Origin of the sequence: Okeania sp. SIO2C9, assembly GCF_010672455.1 — a bacterium.
GTDB lineage: Bacteria > Cyanobacteriota > Cyanobacteriia > Cyanobacteriales > Microcoleaceae > Okeania.
On the sequence record NZ_JAAHGO010000020.1, the window covers coordinates 17459 to 34052 of the forward strand.

Annotated in this window: 14 protein-coding genes and 1 pseudogene; 7 read left to right on the forward strand and 8 right to left on the reverse strand. The window is 35.6% G+C overall.

Going from position 1 to position 16594, the window contains the following annotated elements; translation table 11 throughout:
- The first annotated feature begins 290 nt into the window (after positions 1 to 290).
- Entirely contained in the window at positions 291 to 1316 is a 1026-nt protein-coding gene (thiL, locus tag F6K23_RS17480) for a thiamine-phosphate kinase (protein WP_293158075.1), read from the forward strand.
- A gap of 58 nt (positions 1317 to 1374) precedes the next feature.
- Here the strand turns inward: thiL and F6K23_RS17485 are convergent, their stop codons facing one another.
- A complete protein-coding gene (locus tag F6K23_RS17485; RefSeq protein ID WP_293158078.1) occupies positions 1375 to 2394 on the reverse strand; it encodes a type I glyceraldehyde-3-phosphate dehydrogenase in 1020 nt (339 codons plus the stop codon).
- 1028 nt (positions 2395 to 3422) lie between these two features.
- Here F6K23_RS17485 and murC point away from each other — a divergent pair.
- The 4 genes from murC (at position 3423) to F6K23_RS17505 (ending at position 8250) form a co-directional block, all read left to right on the forward strand.
- Entirely contained in the window at positions 3423 to 5045 is a 1623-nt protein-coding gene (gene murC / locus F6K23_RS17490) for a UDP-N-acetylmuramate--L-alanine ligase (protein ID WP_293158081.1), read from the forward strand.
- 76 nt (positions 5046 to 5121) lie between these two features.
- On the forward strand, positions 5122 to 6093 hold the full coding sequence (murB, locus tag F6K23_RS17495; protein WP_293158084.1) for a UDP-N-acetylmuramate dehydrogenase: 972 nt from the start codon (positions 5122 to 5124) through the stop codon (positions 6091 to 6093).
- A gap of 580 nt (positions 6094 to 6673) precedes the next feature.
- A complete protein-coding gene (locus F6K23_RS17500) occupies positions 6674 to 7024 on the forward strand; it encodes a YbaB/EbfC family nucleoid-associated protein (protein WP_293158087.1) in 351 nt (116 codons plus the stop codon).
- Positions 7025 to 7773: 749 nt separating this feature from the next.
- On the forward strand, positions 7774 to 8250 hold the full coding sequence (locus F6K23_RS17505; RefSeq protein ID WP_293158090.1) for a low molecular weight protein-tyrosine-phosphatase: 477 nt from the start codon (positions 7774 to 7776) through the stop codon (positions 8248 to 8250).
- A 502-nt stretch (positions 8251 to 8752) separates the two neighbouring features.
- Here the strand turns inward: F6K23_RS17505 and F6K23_RS17510 are convergent.
- From F6K23_RS17510 to F6K23_RS17530, 5 genes are all read right to left on the reverse strand, one after another.
- Complete coding sequence (locus F6K23_RS17510; protein WP_293158093.1) at positions 8753 to 9427, reverse strand: response regulator transcription factor; 675 nt, start codon at positions 9425 to 9427, stop codon at positions 8753 to 8755.
- 357 nt (positions 9428 to 9784) lie between these two features.
- The gene (locus F6K23_RS17515) at positions 9785 to 11371 is read right to left on the reverse strand and encodes a glucose-6-phosphate isomerase (protein ID WP_293158096.1); all 1587 of its coding nucleotides are present in this window, start codon (positions 11369 to 11371) and stop codon (positions 9785 to 9787) included.
- A gap of 54 nt (positions 11372 to 11425) precedes the next feature.
- Positions 11426 to 11683, reverse strand: a complete 258-nt coding sequence (locus F6K23_RS17520) for a cytotoxic translational repressor of toxin-antitoxin stability system (RefSeq protein WP_293158099.1) — start codon at positions 11681 to 11683, stop codon at positions 11426 to 11428.
- Between the two features lie 51 nt (positions 11684 to 11734).
- The gene (locus F6K23_RS17525; RefSeq protein ID WP_240041576.1) at positions 11735 to 11962 is read right to left on the reverse strand and encodes a hypothetical protein; all 228 of its coding nucleotides are present in this window, start codon (positions 11960 to 11962) and stop codon (positions 11735 to 11737) included.
- 78 nt (positions 11963 to 12040) lie between these two features.
- Positions 12041 to 12286 carry an HNH endonuclease gene (locus F6K23_RS17530; protein ID WP_293158109.1) on the reverse strand — a complete coding sequence of 82 codons (246 nt, stop codon included), beginning with the start codon at positions 12284 to 12286 and terminating at the stop codon, positions 12041 to 12043.
- A 1521-nt stretch (positions 12287 to 13807) separates the two neighbouring features.
- Here F6K23_RS17530 and F6K23_RS41890 point away from each other — a divergent pair.
- A complete protein-coding gene (locus F6K23_RS41890) occupies positions 13808 to 13909 on the forward strand; it encodes a hypothetical protein (protein ID WP_367267738.1) in 102 nt (33 codons plus the stop codon).
- Between the two features lie 91 nt (positions 13910 to 14000).
- Positions 14001 to 14306 carry a DUF4090 family protein gene (locus F6K23_RS17535; RefSeq protein WP_293158112.1) on the forward strand — a complete coding sequence of 102 codons (306 nt, stop codon included), beginning with the start codon at positions 14001 to 14003 and terminating at the stop codon, positions 14304 to 14306.
- 1066 nt (positions 14307 to 15372) lie between these two features.
- Here the strand turns inward: F6K23_RS17535 and F6K23_RS17540 are convergent.
- A pseudogene (locus tag F6K23_RS17540) lies at positions 15373 to 15708 on the reverse strand (KGK domain-containing protein).
- Positions 15709 to 15756: 48 nt separating this feature from the next.
- Positions 15757 to 16128, reverse strand: coding sequence for a KGK domain-containing protein (locus tag F6K23_RS17545; protein ID WP_293158115.1), 372 nt, complete (start codon positions 16126 to 16128; stop codon positions 15757 to 15759).
- Positions 16129 to 16594 lie beyond the last annotated feature (466 nt).

The following is a 16594-nucleotide window of genomic DNA, read 5'->3' on the forward strand; positions in this document are numbered from 1 at the left end:
AAATTGGGAGTAGGAGAGATTGAATATTGAAGTAATTATAGAATTATAAATATATTAGAACTTACCCATGAACGCTATTGATACGGTGTGTTTTGCTGTCGCATAACTCAGTTAACGCTCCGCGACATGTTTGCAGAGCATGACCATAGGAAAAAGTGGTAGCGTAACGCACAAAACTCTACATATATTGTCAGTATAAACACAAATAATTAATAAATTTGAGACTTTCAAAAGTAATTAGAGATGTCGGTTTGAGTTGGAAATATAACTGTAGTATAGTATAGATTGCCATGACCGCAGTTCAAGATATTAGCGAACAAGGACTTTTAAAGGTATTACACCGTTTTTGCCCCACAGAGGTTGTTGGGGATGATGCTGCTATTGTGCCAATTCAATCTAACAAATCATTAGTAGTCACAACTGATACACTTGTTGATGGAGTACATTTTAGCGATCGCACCACTTCTCCTGAAGATGTCGGTTGGCGTAGCGCTGCTGCCAACTTATCCGACCTCGCAGCAATGGGTGCATTCCCTATTGGTATTACGATCGCTCTTGGTCTGACTGGCGATACTCCTGTTGCTTGGGTTGAAAAACTTTACCAAGGAATTTCTGAATGTCTACAACCGTACAATACTCCTATAGTCGGTGGAGACATAGTGCGATCGCCTATTTGTACTATCTCAATTACTGCTTTCGGACAAGTTGAACCTTCACAGACTATTCTTCGTTCAAATTGCCAACCCCAAAACGCGATCGTTGCTACTGGAGTACATGGAGCATCAAAAGCTGGGTTAGAATTATTACTTCATCCAGAATTAGGTAGATTTCTCACAGAAGCAGAACGTTCTTCCTTAATATTAGCTCACCAACGTCCTCGACCAAGGCTCGATATTTTAACAAATTTATGGAATTGCTTATCTTTAAATAGTTCTAATAGTGCACAGAAGAACCAAAGCTCGGTCTTAGTAGCAGGAATGGATAGTAGTGATGGATTAGCAGATGCGATCGTTCAGATTTGTCAAGCATCTCAGGTTGGAGCTAGGATCGAACGCAATCAAATTCCCATTCCTTCTTCTTTAACTAAACTTGTCTCACCCGAACAAGCATTAAAGTGGGCGCTCTATGGAGGAGAAGATTTCGAGCTAGTTTTATGTTTGCCTCCAATTTGTGGCCAAGAATTAGTAAAAAAAATTGGAGTCGGTGCTGCCATAGTAGGTACAACCACAGACGACACCGACATCTTATTAATAGATAGCCAAGGAATTTACCCAAACGAGCAACTTACACTTAGCCAGGGATTTCAACATTTTTGAAAAAGTTATTTATCTTGCGTTTTTAATTCAATTGTCAGACAATCAAAACTCAAACAAACTAAGCTGGCCACTTCTGTGCCACAGTTTCAGCCAAGTCTACAACACGCTGACTATAACCCCATTCATTATCATACCAAGCAATAACTTTCACCATATCACCATCCATAACCATTGTCAGACTAGCATCTACAATAGAAGATGAATCATGACCACGAAAATCACAAGAAACCAAAGGTAGATCGCAGTATTCAATGATACCCTTCATTGGTCCATTAGCAGCTTCTTGTATAACTTCGTTAACTTGTTCAGTAAAAGTCTTTTTCTCAACTTGAGCTACAAGGTCAACAACAGAAACATTAGGAGTCGGTACCCGCATAGCAATACCGTTTAACTTACCTTTCATTTCTGGAATTACCAGAGCTACTGCTTTAGCTGCACCTGTAGAAGTTGGTACAATATTTACAGCCGCTGCTCTGGCCCGTCTTACATCTCTGTGGCTAGCATCCAAAATACGTTGGTCGCCAGTGTAACTATGAGTTGTAGTCATTGTACCTTTAATAATGCCAAAGTTGTCATTTATCACTTTGACCACTGGAGCTAGACAGTTGGTTGTACAACTAGCATTGCTGACAATATCATAATCATCATGCTCATAATCTTGATGATTAACTCCTACCACAAAAGTACCAACTTTTCCACCTTTACCAGGAGCAGTAATTAAAACCTTTTTCGCTCCAGCTTGTAAATGCTTTGAGGCTCCTTCCTCAGTTACAAATACACCTGTAGCCTCAATAATTAGATCGATATTCCAGTCTGCCCATGGTAAATTTAAAGGATTACGGTCAGATACACACTTAATTGTTTTACCATTAACTGTGATAGAATTTTCATCAGTACTAATCTCTACACCCTTTAATGTGCCCAACATTGAATCGTACTTTAGTAGGTGAGCATTGGTTTTGGGGTCGGAAGTATCATTGATAGCAATAACATCAAGTTGGCTATCTGTACGAGTGAGCCAGCAACGTAAAAAATTTCGTCCAATCCGTCCAAAACCATTTATAGCAACTCTAATCACTTTTTACCTCCTAACAACAGCAATAATCATGTATAATTAAAGTTTTTGACAGTTTTACAAACTGAATTAATCCAGTTTTAGTGTTAATTGAGCCAGTCCCTGTGCTGCCCCACTGGGTGCTTTTTGATAGTTTCAGATATTGATTTCAGCCTTAAACTCTGCCGTACCCTCATCTCAGATCCCTAACTTTTTCAGAACTGATATGAATTTTAGAAAGGAGAGCTTAAAAGAAAATTAATCTTGACCATTATCATACAGCAAAATGGTAATTTGGTAATTTTTTTGTAGGTTAATTACGATCCCTGCTATTGATCCAGTCAACTACTGCTTTGAATTTAAGCTTTTGTTCACAGCTTGTTGTATAAAGGAACCTATATGGATGGGGTATAGAACTTGTTAGTATTTTTTTGTCAAAAGTCCAATTTGTAAAAGTCAAAAGTCAAAAGTCAAAAGTCAAAATTAAAGTAGAAAAATTTTTCTGCTCCACTAATTAATCCTGGGACAGTTGAAAAAGTAAGAAAATATAGAAGCTAATAAAAAACTTTTGTTAAATAGTTTTATAGTAAGTTATTGATCACAAATTTTTTTTGCTCAATAGTCTATGCTTGACCGCTAACTATATCGGTAATTTTTACAAAAATATTGCTGCTAAATTTAAGTAAGTCAGAATTAGCAACTCACTAGTTATTGGAAAGCAAGTTACTGACTAATCACTAATGCTTGAATAGCAATTTAAACTGTGAATGATAATTAATAATTTATTTTGTCTAGTTAAGTTCTATAAAATACTTATTCTTTTGTGAAAAATCCTGATGATTTATCCTTGATAAGTTTTCTAGAAATATCCGGAAAAAGACTGGCCAGTGGGTAAAGATTTGATAGAAAACAAACTAATTGCAATTAATAGAGCTTATTAACTCAGCTAACCAGTATTTTTGGTAAATTACTGCTAGACTCTATCTAAAAAAAAAAAATCCTGGTATGATATCGCGTGTTACTGGCGCAGTGTGGTGTATAAGGAGTAATTAATGTCTAAATATGTTGACTTCAGTGGTAGGCCGTTTCATTTTATTGGTATTGGAGGCATCGGAATGTCAGCTTTGGCTTACATTTTAGCCAAACGAAATTTACCAATTTATGGATCGGATCTAAAATCAAGCCATATAACAAAGCGCTTGCAAGCAATAGGAACCCATATATTTTGGCATCAAGATGCCAAAAATTTAGAATTATTTCAACAAGTTTCTCAAGAGAAAAATTTATCTCCGTCAAACGACTCAAACTTAAATTTATCCCCTATCGATCTCCGTCTAAATACAGAAGGATTAATAACGGAAAAACACAATAGCACGATGGAGGATAACCAAGAAATTTCTCAACTTCCACAAGTAATTTGTTCAACAGCAATTAATACAACAAACTCTGAGTATGAAGCCGCAATTGCACTAGGATGTCCCATTTTACATCGCTCGGATCTATTAGCAGCTCTAATTCAGGATTATCAAAGTATAGCTGTAGCAGGAACCCATGGCAAGACTACAACTAGCAGTCTCATTGGATTTATGCTTCTAGAAACTGGTTTAGACCCCACTATTGTTATTGGTGGAGAAGTAGATGCTTGGGAAGGTAATGCTCGTCTAGGTAACAGCACTTATCTAGTAGCAGAGGCAGATGAATCAGATGGTTCTCTGGTTAAATTATCTGCACACATAGGTGTAGTAACAAATATTGAATTAGACCATCCAGATCATTATAAAAGTTTAGATCAGGTAGTAGAAACTTTCAAGGTATTTAAAGAAAATTGTCAAACTTTGGTAGGTTGTATAGATTGTTCTACAGTTAAAAACTTCCTCCAGCCGACTATTAGCTATAGCCTTAACTCAAATAATAATCCAGATTATACAGTCGATTGTGTAGATTATCAATCTCATGTTACCTTGGCTCGTGTTTGGGAGCGAGGCCAAATTCTGGGAGAGTTACAGTTGGGGTTATTGGGTAAACATAACTTAAGTAATGCTTTAGCTGCTGTAGCAGTAGGGAGATTACTAGGTTTAGAATTTACTGCTATTGCTCAGGCGATCGCTAAGTTTGAAGGCGCTCATCGTCGATTTGAACACCGTGGAGAGTGCAATGGTATTGTATTCATTGATGACTATGCTCACCATCCTAGTGAAGTTAGCGCAACTTTAGCCGCAGCTCGCTTACGAAAAAACAGTCAAAAAGTGACTACAAAATCTCACATATCTACAACCAGTTTATCTTTTACAAAACAAAATAACTCATTGCCGATCCAAAGAGTTGTTGCTATATTCCAACCTCATCGTCATAGTCGTACTCAAGCTTTTGTTTCAGAGTTTGCTAAATCATTTAATGATGCTGATATGGTGATTGTTACTGATATCTACAGTGCAGGAGAATCATCATGGGGTAAAATTAGTGGCCAACAAGTAGCTGAAGCAATTTCTGATTATCATCAACAGGTTTACTATCAACCATCTTTAGAATTAGTAAGTGCATTTTTACATAAAGTCTTAAGACCAGGAGACTTGGCAATATTTCTCAGTGCTGGCAACCTCAATAAAATTATTCCAGAGGTTATGGAATATTATCAAAAACCTCACTATCAGGTTGTATCTACTGAAACAGTTTAATAGAAAAACATTCAGTTGAGTAAGCTTACTCTTAAACACGAACGATCTTTAAATTACGATAATTCAAGTATTAGTTATGACCATGACTCTCTCTTATCACATAGCTAGTTCAGATAAAAGGCCACAAAATCAACCTATTCCACTACTTGGTACAGACTGTGTAATTAGGTCTAATGTTCCTTTAGCTCCTATGACTTCTTTCCGAGTTGGAGGACCTGCTGAATGGTATGTCACACCAAAAAAATTAGATCAATTACAAGCAAGTTTTAAGTTTGCTCACTCTGAAGGACTACCAATTACTTTGCTAGGAGCAGGTTCCAATATGTTAGTGAGTGATCGTGGTTTACCAGGATTAGTGATTAGTAGTCGTAACCTCCGTCACATTAACTTTGAACAGGAAACAGGTCTTCTAACTGTAGGTGCCGGTGAATCATTACCACGTATTGCTTGGAAGGCAGCTAGAATGGGTTGGCAAGGTTTGGAGTGGGTTGTCGGTATCCCTGGTACTGTTGGTGGTGCTGTGGTAATGAATGCTGGGGCGCAAGGTAAATGTATAGCTGATATATTAGTTAATGCCCATGTGATGTTGCCTGATGGTCAGATAGAAATTCTGTCTCCTCAAGATTTGGAATACAGCTATCGCCATTCTAGGCTACAAGGTAAGTCTATGTTGGTGGCTCAAGCTACTTTTCAGCTACAACCAGGAGAAAATTCTGCTTTGGTGACCGCTGTAACTTCTGAAAATTTTAACAAGCGCAAGACTAGTCAACCTTATCATTTACCTAGTTGTGGTAGTGTTTTTCGCAATCCAGGGCCACAAGCTGCTGGTTGGTTAATTGAACAAACTGGGCTTAAGGGTTATCAAATAGGTATGGCCCAAGTAGCTCACCGTCATGCAAACTTTATTCTTAATTGTGGGGGAGCTACAGCTAACGATATTTTCCAATTGATATATCACGTTCAAGAACAGGTGGAAAAGCAATGGTCTTTTTTATTAAAACCAGAGGTAAAAATGATGGGAGATTTTTCAGGAGCAGTAACTTTCTAATACCAGTACACTAAACCTGTGCTTCTAGGTAGTTAAACAATCTAGTCAAGTGCAAATTAGGTACACAAAATGGATAAATCAACTTTAGATACTGAGTTTTTATGTTAATTCTTCAGATTTCTAGCTACAAGTAAATTACCATCAGTTTCGATTAGTAATAGTCACTAAAATTGGTATAAGTTTCAGATTCCCCACCTTTTGAATCAATTACTATATTTTAGGCAGTCGATAGTCTACAAACAGCTTTTAACTAATATTATTGCTAATTATGGTATTGGGAAATCTTGAATAAATTAGGGCTTGAAAAGGCGGGTTCGTTAAATTATTAATTTAATTAGGTACTAAAAATCTATTGCAGTGTTATGATTTTTATGTAAAGATACCATGATATTATATATAAGGTAGGTGCGCATTTTTATACGCTCCTACTAAAGCACAAAATCTAACTAGATTCTGTATAAATATATTGAGAATCTAGAATAATTAAAATATGTGCTGCATAAATAAATTATTAGGTCTCTAATAATTTAATGGCAACAAACAAATAACAAATAAGACTTACCATAGAAGAGTAATAATTATGTCACAATCAGGAAAAGGCTTTGGTTTCGGGTTAGGTAAAATGAAAGAACTAACTGAGGCTTTTAAGAAAGCTCAACAGGTTCAAGAAGGAGCTAAACAACTCCAAGAAGACCTGGATAAATTAGAGGTTGAAGGGGTAGCAGGTGGTGGTTTGGTAAAGGTTTTTTTGAGTGGAAACCAAGAACCACGGCGAGTAGAAATTTCACCTAATGCGCTAGGAGAAGGGGCAGAAGTAATTTCTGAATTGGTGACAGTAGCAATGCAAGACGCTTATAGTAAGTCTACTGCTACTATGCGCGAGCGCATGGAAGATTTGACAGGTGGTTTAAATATACCTGGACTTTCATAAAGACAGAAGTCAGATAGGGAAACCGTGGGATTGGCGACGTACAGAAGTTGTTTTTGTAATGGGGATTTGAGCAAGCCTCCAAAAACCCGATCGCCTGAAAAGGCGGGGTGGCGCGACCCAATTATTTTGATAATTTAAGTCTTAATAGCTAGGGCAGGTTTAAGTTAAGAACCAATGTATCGTACACTAATAACTAACCTGTATCCTAGTATTAATCATATTTATAAAATTGTCATTTCAGTTAGCCTCCTCCGGAGGAACTTCGGACTTTAGTACCTCTAGCTGAAACTTAAGCATTTCCTGCGGAATGCTGCGCAAACAGCTATTAGCAGTCAGCTACCCTCCTTCGGAGGAACTACGTTAACAGCAATTAATAATGAATAATTACTTCTCAGGTTGGGGAAGGATACTTTGACTATAAATTTTTGTTCAAACTCAATTTCAAAGGTTGCTTTTACCTTTCTCAACATTAATAGCTGATAGCTAATAGCTGACGGCTGAATGCTTACCCTGAAACCTTATTTAAAACATCAGGCATATTCTCTTTTTTTATCCCCTTAAAAGGGGAGGCTTGAAACAAAAATTTTTCTTTCAGAAGACTACTGCTAAAGTAATCATTTAAATCATTTAGATGAATTTTTATGATTAATTAATGAGCCTTGATATTAGCGAGAAAAAAACTTTCTTCTCCCCTTCCTCTTTCCTTCTTCCAATTAACTTATTTATCATTACCTATTTTTGATGAATTTATGGAATATAAATTATTATTTGTTTGTCTTGGTAATATCTGCCGTTCTCCATCAGCAGAAAATATAATGAATCATCTGATAGAAAAAGCTAATTTGAGCGGTAGTATAGTTTGTGATTCTGCTGGTACAGGAGGTTATCATATAGGTAGTCCACCTGATTCTAGGATGACTTATGCAGCTAAGATGAGAGGAATTACTCTTAAAGGTGCAGCGCGTAAATTTCAAGTAGAAGATTTTGATAATTTTGACTTAATCTTAACAATGGATAAGGATAATTATCGGGATGTACTGCGCTTAGATACTGGGGGTAAATATCAGGATAAAGTCAAATTAATGTGTGACTTTTGTAAGTATTTTGATGTGCAAGAAGTTCCCGATCCTTATTATGGTGGTCAGGATGGATTTGACTATGTAATTGAAATACTTTTAGATGCTTGTGAGGGACTTTTAGAGTATATTATTAATCAAAAAAAATAGCGGTCTATGAATGCTGAATTAGTCTAAATTTTTGGCAAAAAATCAACTCAAACTAACTAAATTTAAAATTAATTATTGCTCTGCTGATTAAATCTAAAAGCATTTATATATAATATAAAGGTTTTAGCTGTTTTAGGTTGAAAAAAATGCCTGGGAATCAGCTCTTCATGCTCATGCATGGAGCGTATTTTAGGCGCATAGTTGGGCATAAAAATCATTCTTACAATTCTTACTTCTACCTCCTCTTAATTACTGAAAAATTGTGGGTATGCGCCTCCCCTTTTAAGGGGATAATAAGCGGTCGGGGGATGGCGAGGTCTCCTCGCCATATCCAATCGACTCCTGTGAAGAAAAATTTTCATCTCTTTGTCAATCCTCTTCTTTTCAAGGAGAGGTAATTATTCATTATTCATTATTCATTATTCATTATTCATTATTAATTGTTGAACATTTTTCCTGTCTCCTGTCTCCTCCTTCTACTGAAAGACTTTTTCAGCAAACCCTAATTAGTCAAGTAATTTTCCATAGTAAAACGAACTAATTCAGTTCGATTATTAGTATTAGTTTTTCTAAATAAACTACTGACATATTTTTCAACAGTTCTATGGCTTAAATGTAGGCGATCGCCAATCTGAACATTAGAAAGACCATTAAGTAAAAGACTCAAAACTTGTTGTTCTCGCTCAGTCAAACTAATCTGAGCATTGGCGATAACTGACTGAGATACTGCCTCAGAATAATGTGATTTAGATGGTTTTTCTACCTTAGAATACTCGTTAAATGTAGGTGAAACTTGAGCAATAAGAGCAGACCGCTCCAACAAAGACCGAACTATTGCTCCTAACTCTGGTAATTCAAAAGGCTTTGGTAGGTAAATATCACACCCCAAATTATAGCCTTTTACTCGTTCTTCTGTACTTGTATGGGCAGTTAAAAAAATCACAGGCAATAAACGAAAAATGGGACGCGATCGAACTTGTCGTACCAGGTCATAACCATCCATTTTTGGCATAGCAATATCAGTAATAATCAGATGTGGCCGAGATTTCTCTAATAAATCCAAAGCTTGTTGACCATTTTCAGCTTTAATTACCGAATAACCAGAAATCTCCAGGTAATCACCAACACACAGACGAGTTCCCAAATCATCATCAACTACAAGAATTGTTAAGGGCATTGTTTAATGGGAATAGGGGATCAAATGAACATTAGAAGCAGGGAAATACCCAGAGTATTAATAACTAATTTTTGTGCCTGTGAAGTTATCCCCTAGTAACATCTTTGTGATGCTGACCCTGGGTGTACGGCGCAGGTTTCCCAACATTATAATTATGTGGGTTTCTGTCCAACACAACTTATTATATTTAGGTCAGAAAGCACCTACAAACTGACTTGACAGGCTATTCCCGTGCCCCAGAGTCCTTAAGTTACTACATTATCTAGTCCACGAGTCAAAACTATATCTGTTGCGACACAATCTCGATGAGTTCAATACTAACCCCTAATGCCCAAGGCCAAATCACTATCTATGATACTACTGATAGCTTACAGCTAAATTAGCTGGTTGCCCAACATTTCCATGAAAAACAATATTCTGTTGGTTAGCTGTCAAATGGCGCAAAATCTTATAGATGATTTCTATTTTGTCATCAGCACCTACTCTTTGGGCAATTTCTGCTAAAGATAGGGGAGAACCCTCTTGCTTGAGGACATTTACTACCTGTTGTTGTAATTCTAGCACTGTGGCCGCAGCTTTTTTACCTGCTTCTACTCCTGGTTGGTGATAGGCATTAATATTAACTAGAGAGCCATAAAAACTAACAGCTCTCTCATAAAGAGCAATTAAAGCTCCTACATTTTTAGGATTAACTTTGGGTATTGTAACTGTAATAGAATCTCGCTGATTTTCATAAAGTGCTTGTCTAGTGCCTTGTAGAAAACCAGATAAGTAGTCACCAGAAGTTACTCCTGGTTCTACTTCAGGAGAAATACCTTGACGATCCTCTAGAACTTCGATAAAGGTAAGAAAGAAATTAGGTACACCATCACGCAACTGTTGTACATAAGCGTGTTGGTCTGTGGAACCTTTATTACCATAAACTGCAATACCTTGGTTGACTATATTACCATCTAGGTCTTTTTCTTTGCCTAAAGATTCCATGACCAACTGCTGTAAATAACGGCTGAACATTAGCAGACTGTCTTTGTAGGGGAGAACTACCATATCTTTTTCCCCTCGTCCGTTACCTACGGCATACCAACTCAAAGCTAATAAAGCAGAGGGGTTGCCTTTAATATCATGTTTGCGAGTGGCTATGTCCATTTCTTTTGCCCCGTCTAGCATGGCCTGGATATCAATTCCTTGCAATGCTGCTGGTAGTAAACCAACGGAGGATAATTCAGAAGTACGCCCCCCCACCCAGTCTGCCATAGAAATAATATTTAACCATCCTTCAGATTTGGCAATTTTACCTAGTTTACTATCGGGGGTAGTTGTAGCGACAGCGTGGGGGGCAAAATCTAGATTTTGAGCAGCATAAGCTGCTTTGACTTCCATCATACCGTTGCGAGGTTCTGGGGTACCGCCTGACTTGGAGATGACTATGACTAGGGTGCTCTTGAGGCGCTCCTTGAGTCTGTAGAGTACGCGGTCGATACCTGCAGGGTCGGTATTGTCGATGAAATGTATTTGCATTGGTGGGTCATTTGGACTCAGAGCTTCGGCTACAAATTGAGGACCGAGAGCTGAACCACCGATACCAATGGACAGAATATCTGTAAATTTGGGGGCATTGGGAGGTTTGATTTCTCCACTATGGACTTTCTTGGCAAAAGTCTCAATCTGTTCGATAGTCTGGACAATTTCTTGTTTGATTTCGGGGGTGGGCGCAAGTTCCGGCGCTCTCAGCCAGTAGTGGCCAACCATCCGGTTTTCGTCTGGGTTGGCGATCGCACCTTTTTCTAATTGCTCTATATCTTGGAAAGCTTTTTCAAATTTTGGCTTGATTGTTTCTAGAAAAGAATCGTCAAATTTAATGCGACTTATATCAACATACAATTTTAATCCTTCATGGTAATAAAGCCAGTTAATATAGCGTTGCCACAGTGCTTTTGAGTCCATAAAAATTACTGTATTTTTTGTTTTTTTTAGTCTGCTATCTATAAGTTTAGAAGACTAAATTTGTGGCTTTGGTAAAATACGGATAAATTTAATAATTTGACCTGTTACTTCTATACCAATCAGATATTTGTCCACAGTAAATCTGTAGAAAATAGCACTGGTTCCAAGTTGTCGTAATTCTGGTAGTTCTTGTAAGTAATTTATTTGACTGAATTTGATAAAAACAAAATCATATATTTTTTGGTAGGTGGCAGTTTCTAAAGTTTTTAGGTCTTCGACAAAAGACCGAGCATAACGCACTTCTAGGTTCACAATAATATTGTTTTTTCTATATCTTATTTATTATTATTGGTTATTTTTAGTTTAACTATCTTCTCGGTCAAAATACAATATTTGTATGGCTTCTTCTTTGGTTAAGATATCTCCTGGTTTGTGAGTTGTTTTAGATTGTTGAATAGCTTGTAGCATGAAGCTGTCATAATAAAGTGTTTGTAAATATTCCCAACCTCTTTCTAGGTCTACATCAGACATTATACCTATTAGAGAGTACAACTTACTTTTGAGAAAGTTAATTCTTTTTGAATTTACCATATATTTATCCTGATTTAATCCGGTTCTATTTTACTCAAAAATTGAGATTTTTCGGGGATAGAATAATTTTTTTTTGCTTTAGTTACTGAAGTTCCGTTGGAATCGTGGGTCAAAGTGATGTTTCTTTTTTTGATTACATTTAGTGCAGAGGGTTTGTAAGTTACTAATATCATTACTACCACCACTAGCTAGGGGGATAATATGGTCTAGAGTAAGTTGTGTTTCTCTAGTAGTTTTACCACAACTTTTACAATGGTAGCGGTCGCGCTCGAACACATATTTTCTGACTGCTAAAGGGATTTTTATTCGGGGAGTTTTACTCATAATTTATTTCTGATTAAATCTCTAATTTTTGTTAATTCAGCATGATTGTATCACCAGTTAATAATTTATTAAAATACTAACATTATCTCTGTCCTAGTTTGTTCAGCATGACAAACGGAAAGTCAGAAGTTTTTACCCGTGATAATTTCGGTAATAAAATCTCTATTTATAGACGGATAGATAGGGTAATGCGACCCCCGCTATAAATTTTATTTTAGCGGTTGAAAATTAGTGGTGAGTAACAATCTACCACTAATTTTAACTTCTTATTTTCGGTCTGAATGCTGCGCAAACACACTTCTGGTTCCTGACTTCTTGAATTTACTGTGGATATTCAGTTATAATAAATCTTTAAGCATAATGTTTTATTGATTGAATAATGCTAGCAAAAGATACTTACAAGAATAGAGTTAAAATGCTTTAAATGCTTTAATTAAAGATGGGTGGACTATTCTAGGCGCTTCTTATTTTCTACAATATTGAAGCTCCGGATGTCTTGACTGCGCTATTGGCAGATTTTTCTAGATAACTAAAACCTTATTCTTTCTTGAATTAGTTCATCAATCAGATGAAATTTGCAACCACTATAACAATTTTATTTGAATTTTGAAATATCCTAGACTTTGAGATAATAATACCAATTTTATAAATCTTAGCTACAAATAGCTAGGTTATTTCTTAGGAGTTAGGTAGGGAAGCTGTCGGATTGGCAAGGTACAGAATGAATAGCTTCAATACCATTTATTAGGTCTTCAACAATTAATAATTAATAATTAACAATTACCTCTGTTTGAAAAGAAGAGGATTGACTAAAAGGAAAATTTTTTCTTTTCTCTTGGTCGATTGGATATGGCGAAGTCTCCTCGCCATCCCACCCAACGGGGAAGCTCCACTTTTTCCGTTTGTCATGCTCCGCAAACATGTCGCGCAGCGTTAACGGAGTTGTGCGCCAGCAAAACGACCGCTTTTCTCCTTTAAAGCAGAGACTTTAAACCTTAATTATTCGGTAAGTTATCTTTTTAGTCAAAGGGACATTTCCTGCACTTGTCTTTTAATTGCCCTGATTATTTGTAACATTCTTTTTTTTTATTAGTATAAGGAATAGGGAAAACCAAAGTAATAAAATTCTCATATAGCAATTCCCAAGAAGCGTGAGGTACGCGCATTCGCTGGTTTTAGGCAACAGCTCCGAAAGGCAACAGGCAACAGGGAATAGAAGACAAATAAAGATAGGCGTACCTAATTAGACTGAGAAACGCTATAAATTATTCCGGATTGCTATATTTATAGTTAACAGTTGATTAGTAAGGAAAAAAAATGAAATATACTGATGTTTATATTGAGCTTAAAAATGAAAATATTTACCGAAAAATTATGGTTTAAAGCCTCCCCTTTTAAGGGGATAATAAATAAAAATTTTCTTTTGAGTCAATCCTCTTCTTTTCAAGGAGAGGTAATTATTAATTATTCATTATTAATTATTCATTATTGAAATAGAATAATATTTTACTGGAGCAAGGAATAACTGATGAGTTAATCAGATTAGATGTTATTAAAAGTGATATGATTTTTCCTTTTAAAGCTCCAGAGGAGAGAAAGTTTACTGAGTTTGCTATGAGTTGAATTTTAATTGGAAAAATTTACTCCTATAGAAAGTTTTAAGATGTGCCTTACAGGAGATAAAATAATCATGTAAACCCAATAATTTTTTGCTATGTCTTCAGAAAAAACTTCCACAACTACATCTACTACTGGAGCAGATGCTGTGGATGAGGCGATCGCTAAAGGAATAGATTTAGATGGTTCTGTTATTCCATCAGAAAAGCTCGACCTTTATCACAAGGTAATGGCATTAGAAGGTCAACGACAACGGAGTGGGGTTAGTAATACTATGCGGTCTCGTATTGTGCGTATTGGGGCGAAGCATATTTCCCAGGAAGAGTTAAATCAAATGTTGAAAGATGCAGATTTTGTTCCACTTAAAGAGAAAGAAATTGCTTTTTATTATGGTGGGAAATAAAAATAGTTTTTAGTTAGTATTTTGGTGCTTTTATTTCAGGTTTTGATAATGGTTATATCTAAATTTTGAATCCTGATAGGAGGGGGAAGCATTCGGAAAGAAAATCTAGAGTTTATACTTTTAGTTACTGCCTGAATGTTAGCCCCTACAGGATATTTTCAATTAGGTAAACAGGGAATTTTTTCTATAGCACTCCGTCTTTTGGCGTTTGACAATAAATTTTGGTTGTCAGGGAACACCGGAGCAGGGAACAGGGAACAGAAGAATGTCAAGAGCGTATTTGCGTAGCGCTATATCTTCAAAATGATCGGGTTTATCAAAATACATTGATTTTTGGTATTACATAAATTTGCAAAAAGAATGTTACAAATAATAACTGTGATTAAAAGACTTGACAGGAGATATCTCTGTGACGAAAAAGATAATTTACAACCTATAAAAATGGAATCGAAGTTATTCATTATGACTGCTGAATCCTAAGAAATAGCCTAGTTATTTGTAGTAAACATTTATCAAAATAATTGGGTCTAACACCCCGCCTTTTAAGGCGAAATATTTTTGGATAGTTGCTCAAATCCCCGTTAAAAAAATAACTTCTGACTTCCCCTCCACCGGAGGGGTGAGGAGTGGGTTGACCTCTGACTTCTGACTTCGTTAACGCCCTTGATATTAGCGATCGCTCTGGAAAAACAAATATTGATATCCACTATCTGACTAAGTTAAAAATAATTTATTTTTTGGATAAATTTTGGGTTGTTAAATCATGGATAAAATGTCAGAAGTATTATCAATAAATGAAATTTGAGAACCATTTACATTTTATAGTTAGGCTAGGTATCTGCCAGGGATTTAAATCCCTGACTATAGAAAAAAAATTATCCAAAAAGTGAAACAAAATTAGTCTCTTAAAATAGATTTCAGCCATTAGCAAATAAATTTATTTCTTCGGGGGAGAACATCCTTTGTTCGGTAACTAATTTTCCTCATTAAATTTTTGACGTAAATCATCTAGCGGAGATTCTGGTTCAATATATTCTGAATTTTCGTTGTTAGATGTTTTCTCTGTTTATTCTGCCTCTATATAAAATTCGGCATTAATCTTAACTCGGAATTTTCCTTTTTTCCATTTATCAGAACCCAGGTTCAAGATTTCACAATCTATGCCACTATCAAACAATCTTGCATAAGGTTAATTTATATTAGGTAGTTTAATAATTATATCGGGTATTTCGATGGGGTTTTGAATCAATTTTTGGTCTAGTTGATATCCTATCTTATTATCAAATGATTGAATTAATTCCTGTTTTAAAATACCTATTTTGTATGTATTATCCCCAAAAGAAATCACATCATTATCATTACAATCTTTATGGTGAAAATTTTCTTCCATATTAATCTCCATTTTTTCCGTTTCTATTCTTGATTAAAAAGATAAACTGCCCTACATAAATCAAACTTTTTGAGGAAAATTATTACTTATTATCAGTTTTTTTATATGACGTAAATCATCAAGTGGAGAAATTTCTTGGTTGTCTTCTAGTTCGTTGTTCTTATCACTTTCTTTTACCTCAATATTTTCAGGTTCAAATTCAAGAGTTATTTTTATTTTTCCTCTTTGCCAGCTTTTTGCACCTGGTTTAAGTATTTTGCAATCTATTCCATTAGTTAACCAATTTTCTTTTTCGTCTGTGAGTTGTGCTTGAAGAGATTTTTTCATCTCTGTGAGAAATTCATTAACAGTAAAAGTCCGATTTTTGACAAAAATTTCATTGCCATAAACAGATATAACATCTTCTTGAGTTAGGAACATTTTTTGATTCATTTTGATTTACCATTTATAAGTTTACAATAAATTTATGAGTGGGGTTAGTTGTAAGACTATCTGAATTTTTGGCGGAATATTTTGGTTATATTATTTCTTGTCTCCTCCAGAATCAGAAATTTATAGGCTAATTACCCGACAGATATAAATTAAGTTTTTGTCAGTCAGATTTACTACTAATTTTCCTGGCTAAATTTTGGCAATAAGTCATCTAGGGGAGATGTTTTTGCTTGGAGATATTCAGAAATTTTATGGTGAGTACAATTCTGGTTTTTGACCAAAATTTCATGGTCTTAAATAGAGAAAAGTAATTCTGAGCGAGGAAAATTTTTGGATTCATTATTATTGAGTATCTGCGCACCTTAGAATAAATTTATGAGTGGAGTTAAGTTGTGAGACTATCTGAATTTTTGACGGAATATTTTGGTTATATTATTTCTTGTCTCCTCCAGAATCAGAAATTTAT

Coding starts and splice junctions, on each gene's coding strand:
- thiL (WP_293158075.1), top strand. CDS start 291: ATGACCGCAGTTCAAGATATTAGCGAACAAGGACTTTTAAAGGTATTA.
- murC (WP_293158081.1), top strand. CDS start 3,423: ATGTCTAAATATGTTGACTTCAGTGGTAGGCCGTTTCATTTTATTGGT.
- murB (WP_293158084.1), top strand. CDS start 5,122: ATGACCATGACTCTCTCTTATCACATAGCTAGTTCAGATAAAAGGCCA.
- F6K23_RS17500 (WP_293158087.1), top strand. CDS start 6,674: ATGTCACAATCAGGAAAAGGCTTTGGTTTCGGGTTAGGTAAAATGAAA.
- F6K23_RS17505 (WP_293158090.1), top strand. CDS start 7,774: ATGGAATATAAATTATTATTTGTTTGTCTTGGTAATATCTGCCGTTCT.
- F6K23_RS17510 (WP_293158093.1), bottom strand. CDS start 9,427: ATGCCCTTAACAATTCTTGTAGTTGATGATGATTTGGGAACTCGTCTG.
- F6K23_RS17515 (WP_293158096.1), bottom strand. CDS start 11,371: ATGGACTCAAAAGCACTGTGGCAACGCTATATTAACTGGCTTTATTAC.
- F6K23_RS17525 (WP_240041576.1), bottom strand. CDS start 11,962: ATGGTAAATTCAAAAAGAATTAACTTTCTCAAAAGTAAGTTGTACTCT.
- F6K23_RS17530 (WP_293158109.1), bottom strand. CDS start 12,286: ATGAGTAAAACTCCCCGAATAAAAATCCCTTTAGCAGTCAGAAAATAT.
- F6K23_RS17535 (WP_293158112.1), top strand. CDS start 14,001: ATGTCTTCAGAAAAAACTTCCACAACTACATCTACTACTGGAGCAGAT.
- F6K23_RS17545 (WP_293158115.1), bottom strand. CDS start 16,128: ATGAATCAAAAAATGTTCCTAACTCAAGAAGATGTTATATCTGTTTAT.